The 24,158-nt window shown below is 68.2% G+C and carries 19 protein-coding genes and 1 pseudogene; 9 read left to right on the plus strand and 11 right to left on the minus strand.

The genetic code is table 11. From position 1 onward, the window contains the following. Positions 1-6: 6 nt before the first annotated feature. Positions 7-1,638 (minus strand): peptide ABC transporter substrate-binding protein, encoded by a 1,632-nt coding sequence (locus tag ACZ63F_RS19315; protein ID WP_469712387.1) that lies wholly within the window; start codon positions 1,636-1,638, stop codon positions 7-9. Positions 1,639-2,161: 523 nt separating this feature from the next. Between ACZ63F_RS19315 and ACZ63F_RS19320 the strand changes: the two genes are divergently transcribed. From ACZ63F_RS19320 to ACZ63F_RS19340, 5 genes are all read left to right on the plus strand, one after another. Beyond that, on the plus strand, positions 2,162-3,187 hold the full coding sequence (locus ACZ63F_RS19320) for an ABC transporter permease (RefSeq protein ID WP_093499270.1): 1,026 nt from the start codon (positions 2,162-2,164) through the stop codon (positions 3,185-3,187). 95 nt (positions 3,188-3,282) lie between these two features. After that, entirely contained in the window at positions 3,283-5,013 is a 1,731-nt protein-coding gene (locus tag ACZ63F_RS19325; protein ID WP_469712389.1) for an ABC transporter substrate-binding protein, read from the plus strand. A 104-nt stretch (positions 5,014-5,117) separates the two neighbouring features. Then, on the plus strand, positions 5,118-6,098 hold the full coding sequence (locus tag ACZ63F_RS19330) for an ABC transporter permease (protein ID WP_469712391.1): 981 nt from the start codon (positions 5,118-5,120) through the stop codon (positions 6,096-6,098). A gap of 49 nt (positions 6,099-6,147) precedes the next feature. Beyond that, positions 6,148-7,188 carry an ABC transporter ATP-binding protein gene (locus tag ACZ63F_RS19335; protein WP_457698936.1) on the plus strand — a complete coding sequence of 347 codons (1,041 nt, stop codon included), beginning with the start codon at positions 6,148-6,150 and terminating at the stop codon, positions 7,186-7,188. Between the two features lie 26 nt (positions 7,189-7,214). Further along, complete coding sequence (locus ACZ63F_RS19340; protein WP_457686757.1) at positions 7,215-8,258, plus strand: ABC transporter ATP-binding protein; 1,044 nt, start codon at positions 7,215-7,217, stop codon at positions 8,256-8,258. A 133-nt stretch (positions 8,259-8,391) separates the two neighbouring features. On the opposite strand, the gene ACZ63F_RS19345 is transcribed toward ACZ63F_RS19340, so the two are convergent. Further along, positions 8,392-9,651, minus strand: a complete 1,260-nt coding sequence (locus ACZ63F_RS19345) for an MFS transporter (RefSeq protein ID WP_469712393.1) — start codon at positions 9,649-9,651, stop codon at positions 8,392-8,394. A 111-nt stretch (positions 9,652-9,762) separates the two neighbouring features. Next, positions 9,763-10,215: pseudogene (locus ACZ63F_RS19350) on the minus strand (hypothetical protein); the annotation flags it as partial. Between ACZ63F_RS19350 and ACZ63F_RS19355 the strand changes: the two are divergent. Further along, entirely contained in the window at positions 10,153-10,593 is a 441-nt protein-coding gene (locus tag ACZ63F_RS19355) for a Scr1 family TA system antitoxin-like transcriptional regulator (protein ID WP_469712394.1), read from the plus strand. The pseudogene ACZ63F_RS19350 and the gene ACZ63F_RS19355 overlap by 63 nt on opposite strands. 91 nt (positions 10,594-10,684) lie before the next feature. Next, positions 10,685-10,837: a DUF397 domain-containing protein gene (locus ACZ63F_RS19360; protein ID WP_469712526.1), complete on the plus strand. Its 153-nt coding sequence runs from the start codon at positions 10,685-10,687 to the stop codon at positions 10,835-10,837. Here the strand turns inward: ACZ63F_RS19360 and ACZ63F_RS19365 are convergent. Continuing rightward, positions 10,777-11,166 carry a VOC family protein gene (locus ACZ63F_RS19365; RefSeq protein WP_469712395.1) on the minus strand — a complete coding sequence of 130 codons (390 nt, stop codon included), beginning with the start codon at positions 11,164-11,166 and terminating at the stop codon, positions 10,777-10,779. The two genes, ACZ63F_RS19360 and ACZ63F_RS19365, sit on opposite strands and share 61 nt — an antisense overlap. 84 nt (positions 11,167-11,250) lie before the next feature. Here ACZ63F_RS19365 and ACZ63F_RS19370 point away from each other — a divergent pair, with 84 nt between their 5' ends. After that, the gene (locus tag ACZ63F_RS19370; RefSeq protein WP_469712396.1) at positions 11,251-11,991 is read left to right on the plus strand and encodes a class I SAM-dependent DNA methyltransferase; all 741 of its coding nucleotides are present in this window, start codon (positions 11,251-11,253) and stop codon (positions 11,989-11,991) included. A 144-nt stretch (positions 11,992-12,135) separates the two neighbouring features. Further along, positions 12,136-12,576: a cytidine/deoxycytidylate deaminase family protein gene (locus tag ACZ63F_RS19375; RefSeq protein ID WP_469712397.1), complete on the plus strand. Its 441-nt coding sequence runs from the start codon at positions 12,136-12,138 to the stop codon at positions 12,574-12,576. Between the two features lie 27 nt (positions 12,577-12,603). Here the strand turns inward: ACZ63F_RS19375 and ACZ63F_RS19380 are convergent, their stop codons facing one another. From ACZ63F_RS19380 to ACZ63F_RS19410, 7 genes are all read right to left on the minus strand, one after another. Then, on the minus strand, positions 12,604-13,713 hold the full coding sequence (locus ACZ63F_RS19380; RefSeq protein ID WP_457686771.1) for an ABC transporter ATP-binding protein: 1,110 nt from the start codon (positions 13,711-13,713) through the stop codon (positions 12,604-12,606). Positions 13,714-13,726: 13 nt separating this feature from the next. Beyond that, a complete protein-coding gene (locus ACZ63F_RS19385) occupies positions 13,727-14,788 on the minus strand; it encodes an ABC transporter ATP-binding protein (RefSeq protein WP_457686773.1) in 1,062 nt (353 codons plus the stop codon). Between the two features lie 22 nt (positions 14,789-14,810). Further along, a complete protein-coding gene (locus ACZ63F_RS19390) occupies positions 14,811-15,791 on the minus strand; it encodes an ABC transporter permease (RefSeq protein ID WP_352365216.1) in 981 nt (326 codons plus the stop codon). Positions 15,792-15,885: 94 nt separating this feature from the next. Continuing rightward, the gene (locus tag ACZ63F_RS19395; RefSeq protein WP_352365214.1) at positions 15,886-17,697 is read right to left on the minus strand and encodes an ABC transporter substrate-binding protein; all 1,812 of its coding nucleotides are present in this window, start codon (positions 17,695-17,697) and stop codon (positions 15,886-15,888) included. An 87-nt stretch (positions 17,698-17,784) separates the two neighbouring features. Then, positions 17,785-18,819, minus strand: coding sequence for an ABC transporter permease (locus ACZ63F_RS19400; RefSeq protein WP_469712400.1), 1,035 nt, complete (start codon positions 18,817-18,819; stop codon positions 17,785-17,787). Positions 18,820-19,510: 691 nt separating this feature from the next. Then, the gene (typA, locus tag ACZ63F_RS19405) at positions 19,511-21,418 is read right to left on the minus strand and encodes a translational GTPase TypA (protein ID WP_352365210.1); all 1,908 of its coding nucleotides are present in this window, start codon (positions 21,416-21,418) and stop codon (positions 19,511-19,513) included. A gap of 195 nt (positions 21,419-21,613) precedes the next feature. Next, complete coding sequence (locus ACZ63F_RS19410; RefSeq protein WP_469712402.1) at positions 21,614-23,872, minus strand: ABC transporter family substrate-binding protein; 2,259 nt, start codon at positions 23,870-23,872, stop codon at positions 21,614-21,616. Positions 23,873-24,158 lie beyond the last annotated feature (286 nt).

Consider the following 24,158-nt stretch of genomic DNA (forward strand, 5'->3'; position numbering starts at 1 on the left):
GCCGGTTCAGCTGACCTTGATCTCGTTGTAGACGGGGACGCTGAACGGGTTGAGGGCCACATTCGACAGCCGCTCGGAGTAGCCGGCGCTGCCGTTCTGGTACCAGAGCGGAATGGCGGCCATGTTGTCGCGGACGACGCCTTCGGCCTGCTGGAAGGTGGACACCGCCTTGGCGGTGTCGGTCTGGGCGTTCGCCTGGTCGACGAGCTTGTCGAAGTCCTTGTTGGACCACTTGCCGTCGTTGGAGGAGGCGTTGGTGTAGTAGAGCGGCTGGAGGAAGTTCTGGATGAGCGGGTAGTCCATCTGCCAGCCCGCGCGGAATGGCCCGGTCATCTTGTGCTGGCCGATCTGGTTCCGGAAGTCGGCGAACGTGCCGACCGGATTGCCGACGCACGCCTTGTCGTTGCCCAGTGCGTTGTTGATGGAGTTGCACACGGCGTCCACCCACATCCTGTGCGAGCCGGTGTCGGCGTTGTACGTGATCTTGAGCTGTCCGCCGGGCAGTCCCCCGCCCTCCTGGATGAGCTTCTTGGCCTGCGCCGGGTCGTAGTCGCAGGCGCTTCCGCACAGCCCTTCCTTGAAGCCGCCGGCCGCGCCGAGCACGGGCGAGGTCCAGTCGGTGGCCGGGGTGCGGGTGTTCTGGAAGATGGTGTCGGTGATCTGCTTCCGGTTGATGGCCATGGAGATGCCGGTGCGGACCTTCTCCGCTCCGCTCTTGTTCCAGGCGCTGTCGTAGTAGGGGAAGGCGAGCGTCTGGATGATGCCGGCCGGAGTGTTGATGTAGCGGTCGCCGAGATCGTTCTTGACGTTCTTCAGCTGCGACGCGGGAACGTCGTCGACGAGGTCCAGGTTGCCGGCGATGAGGTCGGTGTAGGCGGTGTCGCTGTCCGTGTAGACCTTGAGGGTCACTCCGCCGTTCTGCGCCTTGTCGGCGCCGGGATAGCCGTCCCACTTCTTCAGGGACATCTGCGAGCCCTTGGTGTAGGACTCGATGCGGTACGGCCCGTCGCCGACCGGTTGGGCCAGCCAGCCGGCGTGGTCGGTGAAGAAGGTCTGCGGCAGCGGGGCGAAGGCCGCGTAGCCGAGGGTGTCGGGGAAGCTGGAGAACTTCTGGTTGAGCGCGACGGTGAAGGTCCTGTCGTCGACGACCTTCAGTCCGGAGAGCGTGTCGGCGCTCTGTGAGCCGCCGGCCGGGTGGACCTTGTCGTAGCCCTGGATGTAGCCGAAGAAGTAGGCGTTCTTCTGGTTGTTCCTGAGGCTGGCTCCGTAGTTCCAGGCGTCGACGAACGACTTGGCGGTCACCTTCTCGCCGTTGCTGAAGGTCCAGCCGTCCTTGATCGTGATCGTGTAGTTCTGCGAGTCGCTCGTGTCGATCTTCTGGGCGAGCATGTCCGTGGCCTTGCCGGTCTTCGGGTCGTACTTCTTCAGACCCCGGAAGATCATGTCCAGGACCTTGCCGCCCTGGACCTCGTTGGTGTTGGAGGGCTCCAAGGGGTTCTGCGGGTCGCCCCAGGAGGAGCTGAGCACGCCGCTCTCGCCTCCGCCGCCCCCGCTGCCGCCGCCGCCCCCGCAGGCCGTGGCGGCGAGCGCCACCACGACCGCGCAGGCCGCCCCTCGGGCGTGCGTGGCTGAACGCATGGCGTGCCTCCTCCGTGAAGGGTGATCGGTGGACCGGCGGATCCCCGGATGACCCGCTATCGGTCAATATCGACCGAACAGGTCGATATCGCTCACCCACTGCCCCGAACGGAGGGCTCCCGAAGACCCCATGCCGACCTTTAGAGGGACACGTCACCCGATTGCAGACGCCCCTCCGGGACCCCCTTGAGGATCTTGCGACCGCCGCGCAATGGATCTCCGGACAACGATGCCGAAACGTTGGATTGCGACCCGTCGATGTACGCATTTCGGCACCCTGGCGTCCGCATAACGAACTCATTGCCCGTTTTGCCCAATTAGCCCGAACTAAAGCACGGTGCGATTACGAGGCGCTACCCGCGTAGCTACGGAACGGTCAAGTCGGAGCAAAAAAAGTAAAGAGAAACCCAAGCCGACCCAGAATTTATTGACCTTGAATGAATTGCGTTGAAAAAGTCCGGCGTAGCCCGTAGGGGAGAGTGCCCTGCGGAGTCATCAGACCCTCCCTTGGGCCAGGAGCACCATGACCCCCCCAACTCCATCCGCGGCCCCGCTCGAGGTGTCCGACGAGAGCGCCGAGAAGTCGACCACTTCTCCCGACTCGAAGGCCGGCGCGAGCAGGTCCCCGGGACAGCTCGCGTGGCGCCGCTTCAAGCGCGACCGTACGGGCGTCATATCGGCGATCATCGTGATCTTCTTCTTCGTGATCGCGCTGGCCGCGCCGCTGATATCCAAGCTGTACGGGAAGGATCCGTACACGACGTACGCGAGCCAGGACCCGAGCCTGCTGGACGCCTTCTCCTATCCGGCGGGCGCGAACGGCGGCATGAGCTCGCAGTTCTGGTTCGGCATCGAGCCGCAGCTGGGCCGTGACGTCTTCACCTTCCTGATCTACGGCATCCGGACCTCCCTGGGCATCGCCCTGGCCGCCACCCTGATCACCACCGTCGTCGGCGTCGTGGTCGGTGTGACTGCGGGCTACCTCGGCGGCAAGACGGACTACCTGGTCGGCCGGATCATCGACATCGTCCTGTCGATCCCCTCGACGCTGTTCATCATCGCCTTCATGCCGGTGGTGTTCGGACTGTTCGTCGCCGCCGACGACAACATCCCGACGTGGCTGCGTGCCGTCGCGCTCATCTTCATGATGTCCTTCTTCGGCTGGGCGTCGATCGCCCGTCTGCTGCGCGGCCAGGTACTCGGCCTGCGGGAGCGGGAGTTCGTCGAGGCCGCCAAGGTGACCGGGGCGTCACCGGCGCGCATCGTGTTCAAGGAACTGCTGCCGAACCTGTGGACGCCGATCCTCATCCAGTCCACGCTCATGCTCCCGGCCTACGTGACCGCGGAGGCGGGCTTCGCCTTCCTCGGTGTCGGCATGATCGACCCGACCCCCGACTGGGGCGTCATGATCCAGCGAGGCGCCCAGTTCTACACCCAGGACTTCACCTTCATGCTCTTCCCGGGTCTGGCCATGGTGATCTTCGTCCTGGCGTTCAACCTGCTCGGCGACTCGGCGCGCGACGCGCTCGACCCGAAGTCCAAGCGCTGACCCATCTCTCATCTGCCGGTCCGGTCAACGTCGTCCGGCTGGTCCCGTCCCACCCATAAGGCAGGGTTGCTGTGTCTTTTTCCCGCAGAAACTTCATGATCGCCACCGGCGTGGTCGCCGCGTCTAGCACGGTGCTGACCGCCTGTGGCGGCGGCGGCAAGTCGTCGGACAACAAGATCCCCTCGGTCAGCAAGGCCAAGCAGAGCAAGATCGCGGTCGGCACGAAGGCCGACTCGACCGGCCCGGCCCCCGAGGTCGCCGGCGCGGTCAAGGGCGGGACGATCTACGGGCTCGACCAGTTCGACATGGACCACCTCGACCCGGCCCAGATCTACGTCTCCACCGAGATCCTCATCACCACGCCGATCATGCGCGGTCTGACCGGCTACAAGCTCGACTCCAAGGGCGGCGCCACGCTGGTCGGCGACGTGGCCACGGACGCGGGCACCGCGAAGGACGGCGGCAAGACCTGGTCGTTCACGATCAAGGACGGTATCAAGTGGGAGGACGGCTCCGACCTCACCATGGATGACGTCCGCCACACGTTCGAGCGCCTCTTCGCCTCGTTCGTGACGGAGGGCCCGCGCTACGTCCAGCAGTTCCTGGTCGGCGGCGACAAGTACAAGGGCCCCTACGAGGGCAAGCACCTCGACTCCATCGAGATCGACGGCAGGACCATCACCTTCCGCCTCAACCAGGCCCGCGGTGACTTCAACTTCACGCTCGCCGAGCGCGCGTACTCCTTCGTGAAGAAGTCGAAGGACACCAAGGAGAAGTACGACAAGCAGCCGTTCTCCTGCGGCCCGTACAAGATCTCCGCCCGTGACATCGGCAAGTCCCTGACGTACACCCGCAACGAGCACTGGGACCCGGCGACGGACCCGATCCGCAACGCCTACCCGGACAAGTACCTCTTCCAGTTCGGCTTCGAGCTGCTGGCCTCGACCGACCGCTACATCGCGGACAAGGGCAACGACCAGTACACGATGTCGATCTTCAACGAGATCGCCCCCGAGCGCATCGCCACGGTCCTCACCAACGCGAAGCTCAAGGAGCGGGTGCTCACCGCGGTCGACACGGTCACCTACTACTGGCCGATCAACACCACCCGGATCACGGACGTCAAGGTCCGCCAGGCCATCAACTACGCCTGGCCGAACCAGCAGCTGCAGACCATCCGCGGTGGTGCGTCCACCAGCGAGATCGCCACCACGATCTTCAGCCCGGTCACGCCCGGTTACACGGACTTCGACCTCTACGGCAAGAAGACGAAGCCCGGCGGCGACCCGGCCAAGGCCAAGGCCCTCCTCAAGGAGGCCGGCAAGCTCGGGCAGAAGCTGGTCATCGCCTACCAGACGTCGGACAACGCGGTGAAGCAGGCCGTCGCGATCAAGAACGCGCTGGAGGCCGCCGGCTTCACGGTGGTCAACAAGCAGCTCGACAAGTCGACCTTCTACACCCAGATCGGCAAGATCGACAACACCTACGACCTGTTCGCGGCCGGCTGGAGCCCGGACTGGCCGGGTGGCTACTCGGTCTTCTACCCCTGCTGGGACGGCGACAACATCGGTGACGGCCGCAGCAACTACGCCCAGCTGAAGAACGCGAGCGTCGACAAGGCGATCGCGGCCGCCTCTCTGATCACCGACGCGGACGAGGCCAACAAGGCCTGGGGCGCCATCGACAAGCAGGTCATGGAGCTCGCGGCCTGCGTCCCGGACTACCACGCCATCCGCAACTGGATGCACGGTTCGAAGGTCGGCGGCTTCGTCTACGACGCCGGCAACACCGGCATCGCGCTCACGAGGCTCTACGCCAAGGCGTAGGCGCCACACGGCATCAGGAGGCGGCCCCACCGGGGCCGCCTCCCCACCGGCTCCACACCCCTCACGCCCCGGCAACGGCGCCCCGTCCGGAAAGTCCTGACCCCATGTTCCGCTTCCTTGTCCGCCGTACGATCGGCGCGCTGGTCATTCTGCTGATCATCAGCGCCATCACGTTCTGGCTCTTCTACGCCGTCCCGCGTGACCCGGCCATGATGTCCTGCGGCAAGAACTGCACGCCGGCCTCGCTGGCGCAGATCCGGCACAACCTGGGCATCGACCATCCGATCCCGGTCCAGTACTGGTCCTGGCTCAAGGGCATCTTCGTCGGGCGTGACTACACCGGATTCGGGCACTGCAACGCGCCGTGCCTGGGCTACTCCTTCGCCAACAACGAGCCCGTCTTCGGCACGATCATGGACCGGCTGCCGCTGACCCTCTCGCTCGCCTTCGGCTCGGCCGTCATCTTCCTGACCTTCGGTGTCGGCACCGGCATGGTCGCCGCGCTCAAGCAGGGCAAGTTCCTGGACAAGTTCGCGAGTTCGGCGTCGCTGCTCGGCTCCTCGCTGCAGATCTACTTCGTCGGCTACATCGCGCTGTACTTCCTGACCTTCAAGACGGGCATCCTCGACCAGCCCTCGTACACGGCACTGACCGACAACCCCGTCCAGTGGTTCTCGGGCCTGCTGCTGCCGTGGATCGTGCTGTCGATCATCTTCACCGCCAACTACACCCGTATGGCCCGCTCCCAGCTGGTCGAGCAGCTCAGTGAGGACTACGTCCGCACCGCCCGCGCCAAGGGCCTCTCCGGCGCCAACGTGTTCCTGCGCTTCGCCTGGCGCGGCGCGATGGGCCCGATCGTCACGCTGTTCGGCATCGACCTGGGCACGCTGATCGGCGGCGCGATCATCACCGAGCAGGTCTTCAGCCTCCAGGGCATCGGCCGCCTCGCGGTGACCTCCGTCAACCAGAGCGACCTGCCGATGCTGCTCGGCGTCACGGTGCTGTCCGCGGCCGCGATCGTGTTCTTCAACATCATCGTCGACGCCGCCTACGCCTTCATCGACCCGCGGATCCGGCTCGCCTGACCTCCGCCCCCGACCCCTACCCCCCGCATCACCCCCCAGGAGCGTCCCCGTGACGAGCACCGATCAGCAGCCGTTCCTTTCCGTCAAGGACCTAAAGGTCCACTTCTCCACCGAGGACGGCATCGTCAAGGCCGTCGACGGGCTCTCCTTCGACCTCAGGAAGGGCCAGACGCTCGGCATCGTGGGTGAGTCGGGCTCCGGCAAGTCCGTCACCAACCTGACGATCCTGGGTCTCCACGACCGCGACCGTACGGCGATCGACGGCGAGATCCTGCTCGACGGCAAGGAGCTGCTCACGGCCTCCGAGCGGGAGCTGGAGAAGCTGCGCGGCAACAAGATGTCGATGATCTTCCAGGACGCGCTGGCCTCGCTGTCGCCGTACCACACCATCGGCACGCAGATCTCCGAGGTGTACCGCAAGCACACCGGCGCCTCCAAGAAGGAGTCGCGGGCGCGGGCGATCGAGATGCTGAAGCGGGTCGGGATTCCGCAGCCGGACGTCCGGGTCGACGACTACCCGCACCAGTTCTCCGGCGGTATGCGCCAGCGCGCGATGATCGCGATGGCCCTGGTCTGCGACCCCGAGCTGCTGATCGCCGACGAGCCGACCACCGCGCTCGACGTGACGGTCCAGGCCCAGATCATGGACCTGCTCAAGGACCTCCAGCAGGAGTTCGGCACGGCCATCATCTTCATCACCCACGACCTCGGAGTCATCGCCGACATCGCGGACGACGTCCTGGTGATGTACGGCGGCCGGTGCGTGGAGCGGGGCACCAAGAAGCAGGTGCTGGGCAATCCGCAGCACCCGTACACGCTCGGCCTGCTCAACTCCATGCCGGCTCTGGACGGGCCGGTCGACGTGCCGTTGTCGCCGATTCCCGGCTCCCCGCCGTCGCTGCTCAACCCGCCGTCGGGCTGCCGCTTCCACCCGCGCTGCGCGTTCGCGGAGAAGGTCCCGGGCGGCAAGTGCTCCAGCGTGCAGCCGGCGCTCGAACTGATCGAGGGCCGGGGCTCCGCCTGCCACCTGGAACTGGGCCGGCGAGACGAACTCTTCGCCGACTACGCGGCCACCGCCGGCCACAACTGACGGACACGAGACGGGACTTCACGACCATGAGCATCACCAACCCCCTCCTGGACGTCTCCGGGCTGGCCAAACACTTCCCGATCAAGGGCGGCTTCCCGATCAAGCGGACCGTCGGCGCGGTGAAGGCGGTGGACGGCCTCGACTTCCAGGTCGCCGAGGGCGAGAGCCTGGGCCTGGTCGGCGAGTCCGGCTGCGGCAAGTCCACGACCGGCCGCCTGATCACCCGCCTGCTGGAGCCGACGGGCGGCAAGATCAGCTACCGCGGCCAGGACATCACGCACGCCAACCGCCGGCAGCTGGCGCCGATCCGGTCCGAGATTCAGATGATCTTCCAGGACCCGTACGCGTCGCTGAACCCCCGCCAGACCGTCGGCAAGATCGTCGCCGGTCCGATGGAGATCAACGACATCAACCCGGCCGGCGGCCGCGAGAAGCGCGTCCGCGAGCTGCTGGAGATCGTCGGCCTCAACCCGGAGCACTTCAACCGCTTCCCGCACGAGTTCTCCGGCGGCCAGCGCCAGCGCATCGGCGTGGCCCGCGCCCTGGCCCTGGAACCGAAGCTGATCGTCGCCGACGAGCCGGTCTCCGCCCTGGACGTCTCCATCCAGGCCCAGGTCGTGAACCTTCTCCAGAAGGTCCAGAAGGAACTGGGCATCGCCTTCGTCTTCATCGCCCACGACCTGGCGATCGTGCGGCACTTCTCCCAGCGCGTCGCGGTCATGTACCTCGGCAAGATCGTGGAGATCGCCGACCGCGAGGACCTGTACGACAACCCGCGCCACCCGTACACGCGGGCCCTGCTGTCCGCCGTGCCCGAGGCGACGGTGGACGAGGTGCCGCGTGAGCGGATCCGCCTGGTCGGCGACGTCCCGTCCCCGATCAACCCGCCGTCCGGCTGCCGCTTCCGCACCCGTTGCTGGAAGGCGACGGAGAAGTGCGCCACGGAGGCCCCGCCGCTGGTCCAGGTCGAGGGCAACAAGCCCGGCCACCTCACCGCGTGCCACTATCCTGAGACGCAGGACATGATTCCCGCCCCGCGTCTCTCCAAGGACCCCGAGGCCGCGGCCTGACACACCCCTTTCCGTCAGCCGCCGCCTGCGGAACGGACTTTCACCGGCCCATTGACCCGAGCCCCTGAACGTCCGCTCCAGGGGAGCAAGGGCCCGCACCTCCCCAGGTGCGGGCCCTTCTCGCTGCCGTACGTCAGGACGCGTGAGTGGCTTCCAGGAGCTCGGGCCGGTCCGCCGCAGGTGCCGCCCGCAGCGACCGCACCCCGGGCGACAGGAGTGCGGCCACGGTGGCGGTGCCGATCAGGGTGGCGCAGACGATCAGCATCCGGTCGGTGCCGAAGGCGTCGGCGGCCGGTCCGGCCAGCGCGAGGCCGAGCGGGGCGAGGCTGAGCGAGCCGAACCAGTCGTAGGAACTGACCCGGGACAGGGCTTCCTCGGGGACTTCGCGCTGGATGGTGGTGGCCCACAACACGCCGAAGAAGTCCAGGCTGGCGCCGGCGGTGAAGGCGCCCGCGGCGACCGTCCACAGCGGAGCTCCGGCTCCGAGGAGGGCCGGCGGCAGGGCGGACGGGAGGGTGAACAGGACCGCCGCCAGGATCGGCCGGGTCACGCGCGCACGGGCCGCGATCCCGGCGCCCGCCACGGCGCCAAGCGCCTGCGCCGCCACCACCAGCGACCATGCGCGGGCCCCGCCGAAGTGGGCCCGCGCGGCCAGCGGACCCAGGACCCCGGCGTTGGCGTTCGTGGCGGCCATCACGAGGGAGAACTGGACGACGACCACCCACAGCCACTGCCGGGAGGCGAACTCGTGCCAGCCCTCGCGCAGGTCCGCCCAGCCCGAGGCGGACTTCCGTCGCCGACGCGGCAGCCGCAGGGAGGCGGTGAGCGCCGCGCTGACCACGAAGGAAAGACCGTTGACGGCCAGCGCCCAGCCCGCACCGACCCACGCGACCGTCACGCCGGACAGGGCCAGCCCCAGCAGGAGGGAGGTGTTGGTGCCGACCCGCAACAGACCGTTGGCCCGCTGGAGGGCCTCGGACGGCACCAGCACCGGGATGACCCCGTCCATCGCGGGCGAGAAGAGAGCGGTCGCGGTGCCCGCCGTGACGGCGAGAACGCACAGCGCGGCGACGGGGGCGTGGCCGCTGAGCACCATGGCCGCGAGTCCGCCGTAGGAAAGCGCGCCGAGCACGTCCGCCACGGCCATCAACGCGGAGCGGGACACCCGGTCCGCGATCACTCCGCCCACCAGCACCAGCGCGAGCTGCGGGACCGCCTGGCAGGCGACGACGAGCGAGAGGTCGCCCGGAGTCGCGCCGGGCAGCGCCAGCACCGCGAAGGCCAGCGCGATCCGGGCGAACCCGTTACCGAGGACGGAGATGATCCGGGCGAGCGCGAGGCGCACGAAACCGGTGTTGCGCAGCAGGGACGGGGGGTGCTCAGCGGCAGACATGGACGGGCACCTTACGCCCTTGCGACCTCGGCCCCGTCACCGTCACGCGCTCTTCCCGCCAAGTACGGATCGCGGGTCAGGCTTCCCCGACCCGCGCCCAGACCCCGCCGTTCAGGACTCCACGAACAGCTCCGCAGCGTCCGTGACGTGCACCGCCCGCTGCGCCCAGATTTCGAGCTGGTCCAGATCGGTACAGGCGCCCACCTGCTCACGCACGGAGTCGCTCACCGCGATCCCCCGCCACTCCAGAACACGCAACACCATCTCGGCACGCTCCTGAACACGCCCCTCCTCGCGCCCCTCTTCTCGCACCTGCTCCGCCAGCGGGTGCCGCCAGAAGTACTGCATCGCCGTCATCAGGTCCCTCCACATCTGCTTCGCCCGGGGATCGACCAGGCACGAGTCGACGAACTGCACGAAGACCGCGGCACTGTCGCGGTCGATGGTCTGCAGGGCGGCTGCCAGCGACTCCAGTATGGCCGGGGCCTGCCGCCCCCGCCCGTGCGTCATGGCCGACAGCACCGCAAGAGGTACGTCCCGCACCGCCTCCCGCTCATCCGCGATCTCCGTGAGGGTCCACGTTCATCGCGGCGAACTCCCGCGTCTCCGGAAACGGAACGCCCGGCACCCGCTGCCACCCGCGCTGCCGCACGGGTTCAACTCGCCCGAGTGCTGGAGCTTTCCGAAGCCGAGGGCACCTCGGTACGTGTGATGCCCTTCGACCTGGAGCACTTCATCGATGTCGGTGCCGCCATGGTGTACGCCGGAGGCGCCGTCCCCAAGCTGGACACCGTCGTACGCGACGGGCCACACGGCACGGGCTTCGTCGATTCCGAAGCACGGCTGGGTGCGTTCCGAACACACTTCCGTAGGTTGGGGTCGGCATCGCTCGGCCCAGGCCGGTCGCGTGACTTCATCCACAGGCTGACGACGGAGCTGTGAAGCACTCATGACCGATCGGCAACTGGCGCAAGTCGTCCTACTCCGGCGGCGACGGCAACGCCTGCGTCGAGGTAGCCCCCGCCCCACCCACATATCCGTCCGCGACTCCAAAGCCCCCACCAGAGCCACCCTCGCCTTCCGCCCCCACGCCTTCGCCGCCTTCGTCGGCGCCCTGCGATCCGCTCATCCCCGAGCCACCAGCTCCGCCTCGAAGCCGTCCTCGTTCTCCAGGTACGCCGCGTAGTGGTCCGGGCCACCGGCGTACGGATGGTGGTCCGGGAACAGCAGCGTCCACCCGTGCGCCGGAGCCGCCTCCGTCAGCGCGTCGACCGTCGCCCGGTCCGGTGCGTGGAACGCCAGGTGGTTGAGGCCCGGTCGCATGCGGTCGTGCCCGGCGTCGCCGCCCCGCATCGCCGGTGATCGCTCGATCACCACATACGTCTGGCCCAGCCGCCAGCTCCGCCCCTCCGGCCAGTCCTGGTACGGCGTCCAGCCCAGGCTTCCCAGCAGCCAGCCCCAGGACGCCGTCGCCCGGTCCAGGTCCGGCACCCACAGCTCTACGTGATGAAGCATCCTCAGTCCAACGGAAGTTGATAGAAGCTCAAGAAGAGCGCCGTTCCTGACCCTGCGTTCAACATCATGTGGCACACTGCCGCGGTGGTCGATCATTCGTACGCGGATCTCTCGCTCGCCGCGCTCTACGACAGCCTCAATCCGTGGGGGCCGGGTGACGACTTCTACCTGGGCCTGGTGATGTCCGCCGGGTCGGTGCTCGATGTCGGCTGCGGGACCGGGCGGTTGCTGCGCGGGGCGCGGGCCGCGGGGCACGGCGGGCGCCTGATGGGGCTCGAGCCGGCCGCGGCGATGCTCGTGCAGGCACGACGGGCCGAACCCGAGGTCGAGTGGGTGCTCGGTGATCTGCGTACCCGCCGCTGGGACGGCCACGGCTTCGATCTCGCCGTGATGACCGGTCATGCCTTTCAGGAGCTGCTCGGCGACGAGGAGGTGCGCGCCACGCTGACCGCCGTACGCAACGCTCTCGGCCCCACCGGCCGGTTCGTCTTCGAGACCCGCAACCCCACCGCACGCGCCTGGGAGACCTGGACGCCGGACCGGGTGCGCCGGCTCGCCGACGGGGACGGGCGTCCGGTCCGGGTCTGGCACGAGGTCGAGGGACCGCCGGTGGGAGACCGGGTGACCTTCACGGAGACGTACGAGGGCGAGGCCTGGGCGCAGCCTCAGGTGTGCCGCTCGACTCTGCGCTTTCTCGGCCTCGACGCCCTGTCCGGCTTCCTGGCCGGTGCCGGGCTGGAGGTCGTCGATCAGTACGGGGACTGGGATCGCGGGCCGGTCACCTCCGGCAGCCCCGAGATCATCACCGTCGCGGGACCGCGCTGAGGACAACGGGCGCCGTGCGAAACCCCGTTGGCCCGGGTGCGTCGGCCTGCGATCATCAGCGGATGCTCACACTCGACGACGAACTCGGACACCTCTCCTACGAGACGGAGACCGACGACCTGCGCCGACTCAGCTCGGTACTCCGTGAATTCCCCGCCCGCTGACGCGGGGACGGCCTCCGGGTACGGTCCCGTCGACCACGAACTCGTCGAGGCCGCGGCGCACGTCGCCCGCACCCGCTGCCGGGGCGACAACCACACCATGGCAGCCGCGGGCCGCGCCCGGGACGGCCGGATCATCACCGCGGTGAACGCCTACCACTTCACCGGAGGCCCCTGCGCCGAACTGGTCCTCATCGGTGCCGCCGCCGCTCAGGGCGCCTACGAGCTGGACACCATCGTCGCCGTGGGCGACCGGGAGCGGGGAGTTGTTCCCCCGTGCGGCCGGTGCCGCCAGGTCCTGCTGGACTACTTCCCGGCTCTCCACGTCATCGTCGGTGAGGACGGCCGCCTTCGGACCGTCCTCATCACGGACCTGCTGCCCGAGAGCTATGTCTGGGCAGACCACCAGCTCGACGGCGCATGAGTCCCGCGGCCGTCCGGCAGGTGGGCGCTACCCCTCCTCCTCCAGCGCCGCCAGCGCCGGGTCGAGGACGATGTCCTCGTCGCGGGCCTCCGTGGTCGGCTCCTCCGGGAAGTGGCAGGCCGTCAGGTGGCCCTCGTGGTTGCCGGAGATCCGGACCAGCGGAGGCTCCTCCGTCGCGCACTTGTCCTGCGCCTTCCAGCAGCGGGTGCGGAAGCGGCAGCCGGAGGGCGGGGAGATCGGGGACGGGACGTCGCCGGCCAGGCGGATGCGTTCGCGGCCGGCCGAGTCGCCGTCGTCCGTGAGGCTGACCTCGGGGACGGCGGACAGCAGGGCGTGGGTGTAGGGGTGGCGGGGGCGGCTGTAGATCGCCTCCCGGTCGCCGACCTCGATGATCTTGCCGAGGTACATGACCGCGACGCGCTGGGAGAAGTGCCGCACGATCGCCAGGTCGTGGGCGATGAAGAGGAACGCGATGCCCAGTTCCTTCTGGACCTTCTGGAGGAGGTTGACCACCTGGGCCTGGATGGAGACGTCCAGGGCGGAGACCGGCTCGTCGGCGACGATCAGCTTCGGCTCCAGGGCCAGGGCGCGGGCCACGCCGATGCGCTGGCGCTGGCCGCCGGAGAACTCGTGCGGGAAGCGGTTGTAGTGCTCGGGGTTGAGGCCGACGATCTCGAGGAGTTCGCGGACGCGCTTCTCGCGGCCGCCGGCCGGGTTGATGTCGTTGATCTCCATCGGGCCCGAGATGATCTTGCCGACGGTCTGGCGGGGGTTCAGCGACGAGTACGGGTCCTGGAAGATCATCTGGATCTCGGACCGGATCGGCGCCAGCTGCCTGCGGGAGGCGTGGCCGATCTCCTGGCCGCGGTAGCTGATCGTGCCGTCCGTCGGTTCCAGCAGGCGGGTGATCAGGCGGCCGGTCGTGGACTTGCCGCAGCCGGACTCGCCGACCAGGCCGAAGCTCTCCCCCACGTGCACGGTCAGGTCGATGCCGTCCACGGCCTGGACGTGCCCGACCGTGCGCCGGATCGGGAAGCCTCCCTTGACCGGGAAGTACTTGGTCAGGCCGGAGACCTCCAGCAGCGGTTCACCGGCAGTCGCCTCGCGCGGGGCGGGAAGGACCGTGTCCTGGGTCATGACGTGTCGTCTCCTAGCCCAGACGGGGCTTGATCTCTTCGAGGAAGATGGTGCGTTTCTGGTCGGCCGTGAGGTGGCAGGCCGAGGCGCGGTCGGGGCCCAGCAGCGGGCGTTCGGTGACGCAGCGGGTGCCGCCGACCCGGTCCTGGAAGGTGCAGCGGGGGTGGAAGCGGCAGCCGGAAGGCGGGGTCAGCAGGGAGGGCGGGGTGCCGGGAATCGGGTTCAGCGGCGCGGACAGGTCGGAGTCGAGGCGGGGCATCGAGTTCAGCAGACCCCAGGTGTACGGGTGCTGGGGCGCACGCAGGACCTCGTCCGTGCTGCCGCGCTCCACCGCGCTGCCCGCGTACATCACCATGATGTCGTCGGCCATGTCGGCGATCACCCCCAGGTCGTGGGTGATGAAGATGATGCCCGATCCGAACTCCTGTTGCAGGTCCTTGAGCAGGTCCAGGATCTGCGCCTGCACGGTCACGTCGAGGGCGGTGGTCGGCTCGTCGGCGATGAGCAGGTCGGGGTCGCAGACGAGGGCCATCGCGATCATCGCGCGCTGGCGCATGCCGCCGGAGAACTGGTGCGGGTAGTCCTTCGCCCGCTCCTTCGGGTTGGGAATGCCGACCTTCGCGAGCATCTCGACCGCCCGGTCCCAGGCCGCCCGCTTGGAGGCGCCCCGGTGCTTCATGAACGGTTCGGCGATCTGCCGGCCCACCGTGTAGTACGGAGACAGCGCGGTGAGCGGGTCCTGGAAGATCATGGCGGCCTTGTTGCCGCGCACCTTCTCCAGTTCGGACTCGCGCGCGGTGATCAGCTCCTGGCCGTCCAGGAGGATCTCGCCCTCGACCGTGGTGAACTGCGGGTTGTGCAGGCCGAGGATGGTCAGGTTGGTGACCGACTTCCCGGAGCCCGACTCGCCGACGATGCCGAGTGTCCTGCCGCGCGCCACGTCGAACGACAGCCCGTCCACGGCCCGTACGACGCCGTCCTCGGTCTTGAAGCTGACGTGCAGGTCCCGCACCGAGAGGAAGGCACCCGCGTCGGCCGGTGCGGGGGCGCCGGCGTCCTTGGTCAGAGTGGTCACGACGGTTCTCCTCCTGCCCGGCCTAGGACAGCCGGACGCGCGGGTCGATGAACGCGTAGGCCGCGTCGACGATGATGTTGAACAGCAGGATCATGGAGGCGGAGAACAGCATGACGCCGAGCAGCAGCGGCAGGTCGCTGAACTGCACGGCTTCCACCGCGAGGCGCCCGAGGCCGGGCAGTCCGAAGGTGTACTCCGTGATGATGGCGCCGCCGAGCAGCGAACCGAGGTCGATGCCGAAGATGGTGACGATCGGGATGAGCGAGCCGCGCCAGGCGTAGCGGAAGAAGACGTACTGGCGGGACATGCCCTTGGCGCGGGCGGTGCGCACGTGGTCCTCCTGGAGCTGCTCGATCATCGACGAGCGCGCCATACGGGTGTACTGCGAGGCGAAGATCGTGGACAGCACCACCCACGGGATGATCAGCCCGGTGAGCCAGGTGACCGGGTTCGCGAGGAAGTCGTTGTAGGCGGGCTTGTCGAAGATGTGCGACTGGTAGACCAGTACGGCGAGCGCGAGCGGGCCCAGGAAGTAGATCTGCATCGAACTGAGGACCATCGAGCCGGCCGTAACCGACTTGTCGAGCAGGGTGCCGCGCTTCCACGCGGCGATCATGCCGGTGCCCAGACCCACGGTCAGGAAGACCACCGCGGCGCCCAGGGTGAGCGAGACGGTGGTGGGCAGCCGGTCCATCATGGTCGCCCAGACCAGGTCGTTGGTGTGGTACGAGTACCCGAAACAGGGGGCGGGGCACGGGCCCTGGGCGAACTTGTCGCTGCCCAGGACGAGGTTGTGCAGGAAGATCCAGTACTGCTCGGGGATCGACTTGTCGAGGCCGAGCACGTGGTGGATGTTGGCGAGACTCGTCGGATTGCACGTCTTGCCGCACATCAGCAGCGCCGGGTCGCGCGGCATCCCGAAGAACAGCAAGAACGTCACGATGCTCAGCAGAAAGAGGATGACGACGGCACCGAGGATCCGGCGGACGAGGAAGCGCAGCATGCGAAGGGCTTTCTGACGTCGGCGGGCCGGGCGGTACCCGGTGCGGTGTCGCCCCGAGGAGGCTCACGCACCGGGTACCGGCGGGCGGATGGGGTTACTTGATGTACAGGCGACGCGGGTCGATGCCGCCGATCACGTCGTCGTAGACCAGGCCGCCGACCTTGGAGCCGGCGATCTGGACCTGCTTGTAGTAGATGGTCGGGACGGCGTTGATCACGTCCTTGGCCAGGTACTGGTCGATCTTCTCCCAGGCGTCCGCCGACTTGACCGGGTCGGTGATCTTGTTCGCCGCGTCGATGTCGGCGTTCACCTTGGCGTCGTTGACGTGCGAGTAGTTGGGCGAGCCGTCGGCGATCGCGCGGCCGTCGAACAGCGGGGGGATCACGGTCGAGGCGGACGGCCAGTCCGCACCCCAGGCGGAGTGGTAGATGTCGTAGTTGTTCTCGACCTTTCCGATCTGGTCGTAGAAGGTCTCGGCCGGGATGTCCTGGCGCTGGACGTTGAAGCCGGCCTTGTCCAGCGCGGCGGCGATGGCGGCGGAGTACTGCTGGCCCTCGGGGGTGTTGATGTAGCCGTAGGTCAGCTTCATGCCGACCTTGCCGGCCTTCTTCAGCAGCGCCTTGGCCTTGGCCGCGTCACCGCCCGGGTTCTTCTTCTTGCCCCACGGGTCGAAGGCGGCGTCGTAGCCGCTGACCGTCGGGCTGATGAAGCCGCCGGCGACCTCGGCGGCGGAACTGCCGCCGAAGGCACGGATCATCGGAGTGATCGGGAGGGCGTAGGCGATGGCCTCGCGGACCGTCTTGTCCTGCAACGCCGCGTGCTTCATGTTGATGTTGACCTGGCCGACGTAGGGCTGGTACCCGGCGACCGTACGGGCCTTGATGGCCGCGTCGCCGCCGAGGACCTGGGAGATGTTGCCCGCGTCCACCGAGTTGTTGAAGCTGATGCCGGTCTGGTCGGCGCCGCTGTTGGCGAGCAGCTGCTTCGTGGAGTCCTCGTACTGCACGTTGAACGTGAAGTCCATCTGGTCCACGTACTGGTGGCGGATGGGGTCCGTCTTCGGGTCCCAGTCGGTGTTCTTGACCAGCACCATCGACTTGCCGGACTTGAACGACTGGATCTTGTACGGGCCGGTCGTCAGCGGGGCCTTGTCGTACTTCTCCTTCGTGTCGCCCTTCTTGGAGACGACCGCGTAGCCCGCCATGGCGAGCGCGTACGGCAGGTCCGGGTGCGGGGACTTGAAGTGGAAGATGATGGTCTTGCTGTCGGGCGTCTCCAGGATGCTGTCCGGCAGGTGCTTGCCCTTGTAGGGACCGTCCGGGAGCAGCTTGCGGTAGTCGGCGCCGTTGGTGTCGGCCAGCCACTGCTGGAGGTACGTCGGGCCCTGGTTGATGAAGGACGCGAAGAGCCGCTCGTAGGTCTGGCGGAAGTCCGCGGACGTGATCGGCGTCCCGTCGGAGAACTTGATGCCGTCCTTGAGGGTGTACTTCCAGGTCTTGCCGCCGTCCGTGGTGGTGCCGGAGTCGGTGGCAAGGTCGCCGACGACCTCGTGGCCGCTGCCGTCGTTGTTGGTGGACTTGTAGCCGGTGAGACCTCTGTGGATCAGCGTGGCGAGCGAGCCCTCGTCGGAGACGTAGATCTGGCCGGGGTCGAGGTGGGCGTAGGAGTCGCGCTGCAGCACTTCCAGGGTGCCGCCGGTCTTCGCGCCCGGTACGGCGGCCGCGGGCCCCGTCGAGTCGGCCGCGTTTCCGAACTTGATCGAGGCCTGCTGCCGCTTGGCGTTCTGCTGGTCCTTCTTCTCGTTGTCGCTGGCGTTGCTGCCGCCTTTGCTGCAGCCGCTGAGCACGAGTGCCCCCGCCGCGAATATCGACAAAGCGGCGTATGCATGGCGTCCGCCCCTACTCATCACTGAAGTCTCCACCCATCTGTGTGTACGCCGGTGCGAAGGAAATGGCCGTGCGGTATCCGGGCGAGGACGCCCACAAACTGTCGGTCAGCGCGACGCCTTCGGGTCGAAGGCGTCCCGGACCGAGTCCCCGAGCAGGTTGAAGGCGACGATGAAGATGACCATCGAGACGCCGGGGAAGAACATGTAGGTGATGTCGTTCTGCAGGACGAGTTCGGTCGAGGCCTTGGAGAACATCTGACCCCAGTCGGGGGTGGGCTCCACGATGCCGACGCCGAGGAACGACAGGCCCGCCTCGCTGGTGACGAGGTACGGAAGCGTGTACGTGGTCTGCACCAGCAGCGGTGTCACCACGTTCGGCAGGATCTCCTTGCGGATGATCCGCCACGGCGAGGCGCCACTCACCTTGGCCGCCTCGATGAACTCCCGTTCTCGCAGGGCGAGTGTCGTGCCGCGCAGGATGCGGGCGAGGCTCATCCAGCCGAGCACCCACTGGACGGCGATCAGCGCGACGACCCGCACGTAGGTCGGCGTCTCGTCGCGCGGGCTCACGAACAGCGAGACCACGACCGGCATGCTGGCGATGAAGAACAGCTGCGAGGGGAAGGCGAGCAGGAAGTCGATGATCCGGCCGATGAAGAAGTCGGTCTTGCCGCCGAGGTAGCCCGCACTGACCCCGAGGAGGATTCCGGTGATGACGACCGCGACGGTGACCGCCACGGAGATCGTCAGCGAGGTCCGGATGCCGTAGATCAGCTTGGTGAACACGTCGTAGCCGTTGCCCGGTTCGAGGCCGAACCAGAACTCGCTGCTGATGCCGCCGTTGGGCTGCACCGGCACACCCGCGCTGTCGAAGAGTTCCGGGCGTTCGTCGGCGTAGATGGTGTACGGGTTCTTGCCGTACAGCTTCGAGATCAGCGGGGCCGCCGCTGCGACGAGGAAGAAGAACGCCACGACGAACGCCGAGATGACGCCGGTGCGGTCGCGCTTGAAGCGGATCCACATCAGCTGGCCGGGTGAGCGGCCTTCGAGCTTCACCGTCCCGGTCTTCGTCTCCGGCTCCGGTCCGCCGTCCACGACGACCGACCTTTCACCGCCCTCAATGTCCGTAGGACTGGTCACAGTTCGTCCAATTCACAGGTGTGGGTGTGCCGAACCGGCGGCCGGCACGGGGGCGCGACCGCTGTGGCATGATCCGATGAGGCGTCGGGGGCGTCCCCGCGCAGAACGGGAACACCGCAGCCGGACGCGCGTAGGCGAGCGAACGCGCTACCCGGCCGGCCCTTGTTTCAGGACCAACCGCCGGACGAACAAGGACAGTCGGACCGGGCGGACCGAACGGCCGTCACCGGCGACGGAACCCACCTGGTGCCTGTGACACTGCACATGGGACTTCTCCTCATGACTTCACGTGTTCACCAACAGGAGGTTTCCGTCCATACCCTCCGACACCCCTGACGGAGGGTCAGACACCCCCTGATGCTCGTGAGTCGGGCGCTGTCCCCACAGCGCGAGACCCATTGACCCGAGCGCTACGCGGCTAACTATCTGCCATGAGCCAGGTGCCGACCACTGTCTTTAAATCTCAATTCAGTCACAGCTGGCGTGTAGTTCTTCCGAAAAATGGACAAAGCGTTCGAGGGGAGAAGGCCACGAAACGGACTTGTTACATGGCTATCGGGCGAGGATCTCCGCATTTCGGACACCGGCCCGGAAATGGCCGAGTCCCGCCCACCCGAAATCGGGTTGCAAAAAACCCGGGCACCCCCATCATGGGGGCACCCGGGCTCCGATGTCCGGCGATCAGGCGCGATCAGCCGTGCTTGGCGCGGCTGGCGGCGCGCGCCCGCTCGCGGGCGTCCAGGTTCACCTTGCGGATGCGAACGGCCTCCGGGGTCACCTCGACGCACTCGTCGTCACGGCAGAACTCCAGCGACTGCTCCAGCGACAGCTTGCGCGGCGGCACGATCGACTCGGCCACGTCGGCCGTCGAGGACCGCATGTTGGTGAGCTTCTTCTCCTTGGTGATGTTGACGTCCATGTCGTCGGAGCGGGAGTTCTCACCGACGATCATGCCCTCGTACACCTCGGTGCCCGGCTCCACGAAGAGCACGCCGCGCTCCTGGAGGTTCGTCATCGCGAACGCGGTGACGGCACCGGAGCGGTCGGCGACCAGCGAGCCGTTGTTACGGGTCTGCAGGGCGCCGAACCAGGGCTCGTGGCCCTCGTGGATGGAGTGGCCGATGCCCGTGCCGCGGGTCTGCGTCAGGAACTCGGTCCGGAAGCCGATCAGACCGCGGGACGGCACGACGAACTCCATGCGGACCCAGCCGGAGCCGTGGTTGGACATGTTGTCCATACGGCCCTTGCGCACGCCCATGAGCTGCGTGACCGCGCCCATGTGCTCCTCGGGCACGTCGATCGTCATGCGCTCGACGGGCTCGTAGACCTTGCCGTCGACCTCCTTGGTGACGACCTGGGGCTTGCCGACGGTCAGCTCGTAGCCCTCGCGGCGCATCTGCTCGACCAGGATGGCGAGCGCCAGCTCACCTCGGCCCTGGACCTCCCAGGCGTCGGGACGCTCGGTCTCCAGCACCCGGAGGCTGACGTTGCCGACCAGCTCGCGGTCGAGGCGGTCCTTGACCTGGCGGGCGGTGACCTTGCGGTCCTTGACGGCCGCCTTCGCGTCGGCGCCCTTGCCGGAGCCGCCGCGGCCGACCATCGGCGAGGTGTTGGTACCGATGACCATGGAGATCGCCGGCTCGTCGACCGTGATCAGCGGCAGCGGGATGGGGTTCTCGGTGTCGGCGAGGGTCTCGCCGATCATGATGTCCGGGATACCGGCGACGGCACAGATGTCACCCGGGCCGGCCTTCTCGGCGGGCTTGCGGGTGAGCGCCTCGGTCATCAGCAGCTCGGAGATGCGGACGTTGCTGACGGAACCGTCCCGCTTGATCCAGGCGACCGTCTGGCCCTTGCGCAGCTCGCCCTGCTCGACGCGCAGCAGCGCGATACGGCCGAGGAAGTTGTCGGCGTCCAGGTTGGTGACGTGCGCCTGGAGCGGGGCGTCCTCGTCGTAGGTCGGGGCCGGGATGTGCTCCAGGATCGTGGAGAAGAACGGCTCCAGGCTGGTGGAGTCGGCCGGGACCGTGCCGTTCTCCGGCTTGGTCAGCGAGGCGATGCCGTCGCGGCCGCAGGCGTAGACGATCGGGAACTCGATCTGCTCCTCGTCCGCGTCCAGGTCGAGGAAGAGGTCGTACGTCTCGTTGACGACCTCGTCGATGCGGGAGTCCGGGCGGTCCGTCTTGTTGATGCACAGGATGACGGGAAGACGCTGCTGGAGCGCCTTGCGCAGCACGAACCGTGTCTGCGGCAGCGGGCCCTCGGAGGCGTCGACGAGCAGCACGACACCGTCGACCATCGACAGACCGCGCTCGACCTCGCCGCCGAAGTCGGCGTGGCCGGGGGTGTCGATGATGTTGATGGTGATCGGGTCCCCGCCGTCCTTGGGGTGGTACTTCACCGCCGTGTTCTTGGCGAGGATCGTGATGCCCTTCTCACGCTCCAGGTCGTTCGAGTCCATCATGCGGTCGTCGACGCCTTCGAGCTGGTGCGCGGCGAACGCGCCGGCCTGCTTCAGCATGCCGTCGACGATGGTCGTCTTGCCGTGGTCGACGTGGGCGACGATGGCGACATTGCGGATGTCGTGGCGCGTGGCCATAGTGCGGCGTACTCCCGGAGTGTGAGGAAGGGGCCTGCGCGTACATCGTTACGCGGACCCTGCCGGGCTGAACACGCCACGGCCTCACCCCATGGTACGTGCACTCTCCAGCGGAGGCTCGCCGGGCCGACGCAAGGGGCGCGGGGAACTGCGCGACGAGCCCCCACGACCCACCCGACGGCCGGCCGAACCGCGCTACCCCTTGCTCGGGCTCGGCGACACCTTCGCGCCCTTCTTCAGGAACCCCATGTCCTGGTACACGGGTGTCTGGAAGCCGAAGGCGCCCACGTTCACCAGGTCCTTCCGGGCGCCCACGAGCTGCGGCCGCTGGTAGAGCGGGAGCGACCCGGCCGACGCCCAGATCCTGGAGTCGGCCTTGCGCAGCAGCCCGTCCGCCTCGTCCTCGTCCAGCGTGCCCAGCGCCTGGTCGAAGAGCTGGTCCACCTGGTCGGTGCCGACCCGCGTGTAGTTCTGCTCGACGTTCAGCGAGCCGTCGGCCGCCACCACCGGTTTCGCGTAGATCGGCCGTGCGTCCGTCGCCGGGAACGCGGAGGACGGCCACGAGTACAGGGCGAGGTCGTACTGCCCGGCCGCGACGTGGTCCTTGAAGTAGCTGTCGTCGGAGACCTTGTGGATCTCGGTCGCGATGCCCACCCGGTCCAGCATCTGCGAGATCTGGCCGGCGACCGCCTGGAGGGTCTCCGAGCCCGGCCCCGAGGGCAGCACGAACCGCAGCGAGAGCGCCTTGCCGTCCTTGGCCAGCGGCCCGGCCGGCGCCCCCGCTCCCCTGGGTGCCGCCGTGCCCTTCGGCGCGTACGCACCGGGCGCCCCGTGGGCGTGGTCCTTCTGGTGGTCGCGGGTGTCCCTGTCGTCCGTGCCCTTGTCGTCCGGGCCCTTGTCGTCCGAGCCCTTGTCGTCCTCGCCGACGATGTACTGCCCGTCGTGCCCGCCGTCCGACTCGTCGCCCTCCTCGCTGTCGTCCTTCTTCTTGTCGGCCTTCTCCCCGTCCTCGGCGCCGGCCGCCTTGCCGCCGGTCTTGACCGGGCCGCCGGCCACCCAGCCGGCGTCGGCGAGCAGGGCCTGCGCCTCGTGGGTGTCGAGGCCGCCGATCGCCCCGCTGCCGTCCGTGTAGGCGGCCTGCCCGGACAGGGCGACGTGGCTGCCGACCGGCACCGCGGGCAGCCCCAGCGGGGTGAGGACCAGCCTGGCGAGCGCCTGGCGGTCCAGGGCGCGGGCGACGGCCCGGCGCACCCGCTCGTCGGCGAGCGGGCCCTCGGAACCGTTGAGGGCGAGCTGGGTGTAGGCGGGCTCCAGCGACTTGCGGACGGCGAAGTCGCGCAGCTCGTGCTGCTGCTCCAGCCACTTCGCGATGCTCCTGCGGAGCTTCTTCGGCCCCTTCGGCAGCTTCTCCTCGTCCATGCCGAGGGTCAGCGCCCAGGACCGCAGCTTCTTGGCCGAGGTCTTCCCGGCCCCCTGCAACGGCAGGCCGGTGCCCTTCTCGCGGCCGGCGACGGTGATCCGGTCGGCGTCGGCCACGTCGAGGTCGGCGACGTCCACGGTGCCGTCGGCGAGCGCCGCGGCCCGCTTGGCCCGGTCCACCGCGTGCAGGTCGATCTCGTCGAGCTTGGCCGGGCGGCCCCACCAGCGCGGGTTGCGGGTGAGAACCACGTCCTTCTTGGCGGTGTCGACCTTGTCGACCCGGAAGGGACCCGCGGTGACGGTGAGCTTGCGGCGGGCGCTGTCGTTGAAGGCGTCCGGGGTGCCCATGACGTCCTTCGGGTACAGCGGGGAGAACAGCGACTTCCAGTCGGCGTACGGCCGGTCGAAGGTGACCCGGACCTCCAGGTCGTTGGCGCCGCGCTCGATCTGGGCGATGCGGTCGTAGCCGGCGTTGCGGGCGGTCCAGTAGGCGGAGTCCTTGCCGGACAGGGCGCGCCACTGGGCGGCGAAGTCGGCGGCGCCGATCTCCCGGCCGTCGCTCCAGACGGCCTGCTGGTTGAGCTTGTACAGGACGACCTGGCGGGGCTCGGTCTCGATGACCTTCGCGGACTCCAGGTAGTCGGGGTTGCGGACCGGCTTCCCGGTGGCGTCGATGGTGAACATCGACGGCAGGACGGCCTGGGCGACCCGGGTGGTGCCCGCGTCGGCGTCGGCCTGGAAGGTGTTGAGGGTCTCCGGTACGGCGTCCACGGCCATCTTCAGGGTGCCGCCCTCGGCGACCGCGTCCCTGGCCACCGGCACGATGTCCTGTCCGGCGAGCGGCTTGCTGGCCTCGTCGTCGGACCCGCAGCCGGCGAGGAGGGGGACGGCGAGGGCGCCGGCGGCAAGGAAGGCGAGGCTTCGCCGGTAGCGCCGCGCTGTGCCGCCGTGGTTCGGCTGCGGGTCCGTGGGGGCTGGTCGCGCAGTTCCCCGCGCCCCTGACGGGGCGCTACGGCTGACGCCCTGGTGAGACATCTCTGCTTACCTCCGGGAGGCCCCTTGGGTGCGGTGTGTTCACATTTGGGGGTATTTTGGAGTTGATCACATGTACGTCAGAAGTACGGACCCCACTGAAATGGACGAGGTCCGTCGGCCGGGGACGACACGGCGGCCGGGGCTGCCAAAGGCCACCCGTGCGGCGCAATGCCGCGCTCCTTCCCGGCGCACACAGAGCGCGTGCGGGCGTGCGACGGAGGCGCGCAATCCGCCAATCGCTGCACATGGCTTCACATCGGCAGGTGTGACGCGCAACACTCGCAGG

The sequence above is a fragment of the Streptomyces sp. NPDC104761 genome (assembly GCF_055583445.1).

What these genes read in the sequence shown, in the direction of transcription:
- ACZ63F_RS19315 (WP_469712387.1), bottom strand. Translation starts at nt 1,638, where the DNA reads ATGCGTTCAGCCACGCACGCCCGAGGGGCGGCCTGCGCGGTCGTGGTG.
- ACZ63F_RS19320 (WP_093499270.1), top strand. Translation starts at nt 2,162, where the DNA reads ATGACCCCCCCAACTCCATCCGCGGCCCCGCTCGAGGTGTCCGACGAG.
- ACZ63F_RS19325 (WP_469712389.1), top strand. Translation starts at nt 3,283, where the DNA reads ATGATCGCCACCGGCGTGGTCGCCGCGTCTAGCACGGTGCTGACCGCC.
- ACZ63F_RS19330 (WP_469712391.1), top strand. Translation starts at nt 5,118, where the DNA reads ATGTTCCGCTTCCTTGTCCGCCGTACGATCGGCGCGCTGGTCATTCTG.
- ACZ63F_RS19340 (WP_457686757.1), top strand. Translation starts at nt 7,215, where the DNA reads ATGAGCATCACCAACCCCCTCCTGGACGTCTCCGGGCTGGCCAAACAC.
- ACZ63F_RS19345 (WP_469712393.1), bottom strand. Translation starts at nt 9,651, where the DNA reads ATGTCTGCCGCTGAGCACCCCCCGTCCCTGCTGCGCAACACCGGTTTC.
- ACZ63F_RS19365 (WP_469712395.1), bottom strand. Translation starts at nt 11,166, where the DNA reads ATGCTTCATCACGTAGAGCTGTGGGTGCCGGACCTGGACCGGGCGACG.
- ACZ63F_RS19380 (WP_457686771.1), bottom strand. Translation starts at nt 13,713, where the DNA reads ATGACCCAGGACACGGTCCTTCCCGCCCCGCGCGAGGCGACTGCCGGT.
- ACZ63F_RS19390 (WP_352365216.1), bottom strand. Translation starts at nt 15,791, where the DNA reads ATGCTGCGCTTCCTCGTCCGCCGGATCCTCGGTGCCGTCGTCATCCTC.
- ACZ63F_RS19395 (WP_352365214.1), bottom strand. Translation starts at nt 17,697, where the DNA reads ATGAGTAGGGGCGGACGCCATGCATACGCCGCTTTGTCGATATTCGCG.
- typA (WP_352365210.1), bottom strand. Translation starts at nt 21,418, where the DNA reads ATGGCCACGCGCCACGACATCCGCAATGTCGCCATCGTCGCCCACGTC.
- ACZ63F_RS19410 (WP_469712402.1), bottom strand. Translation starts at nt 23,872, where the DNA reads ATGTCTCACCAGGGCGTCAGCCGTAGCGCCCCGTCAGGGGCGCGGGGA.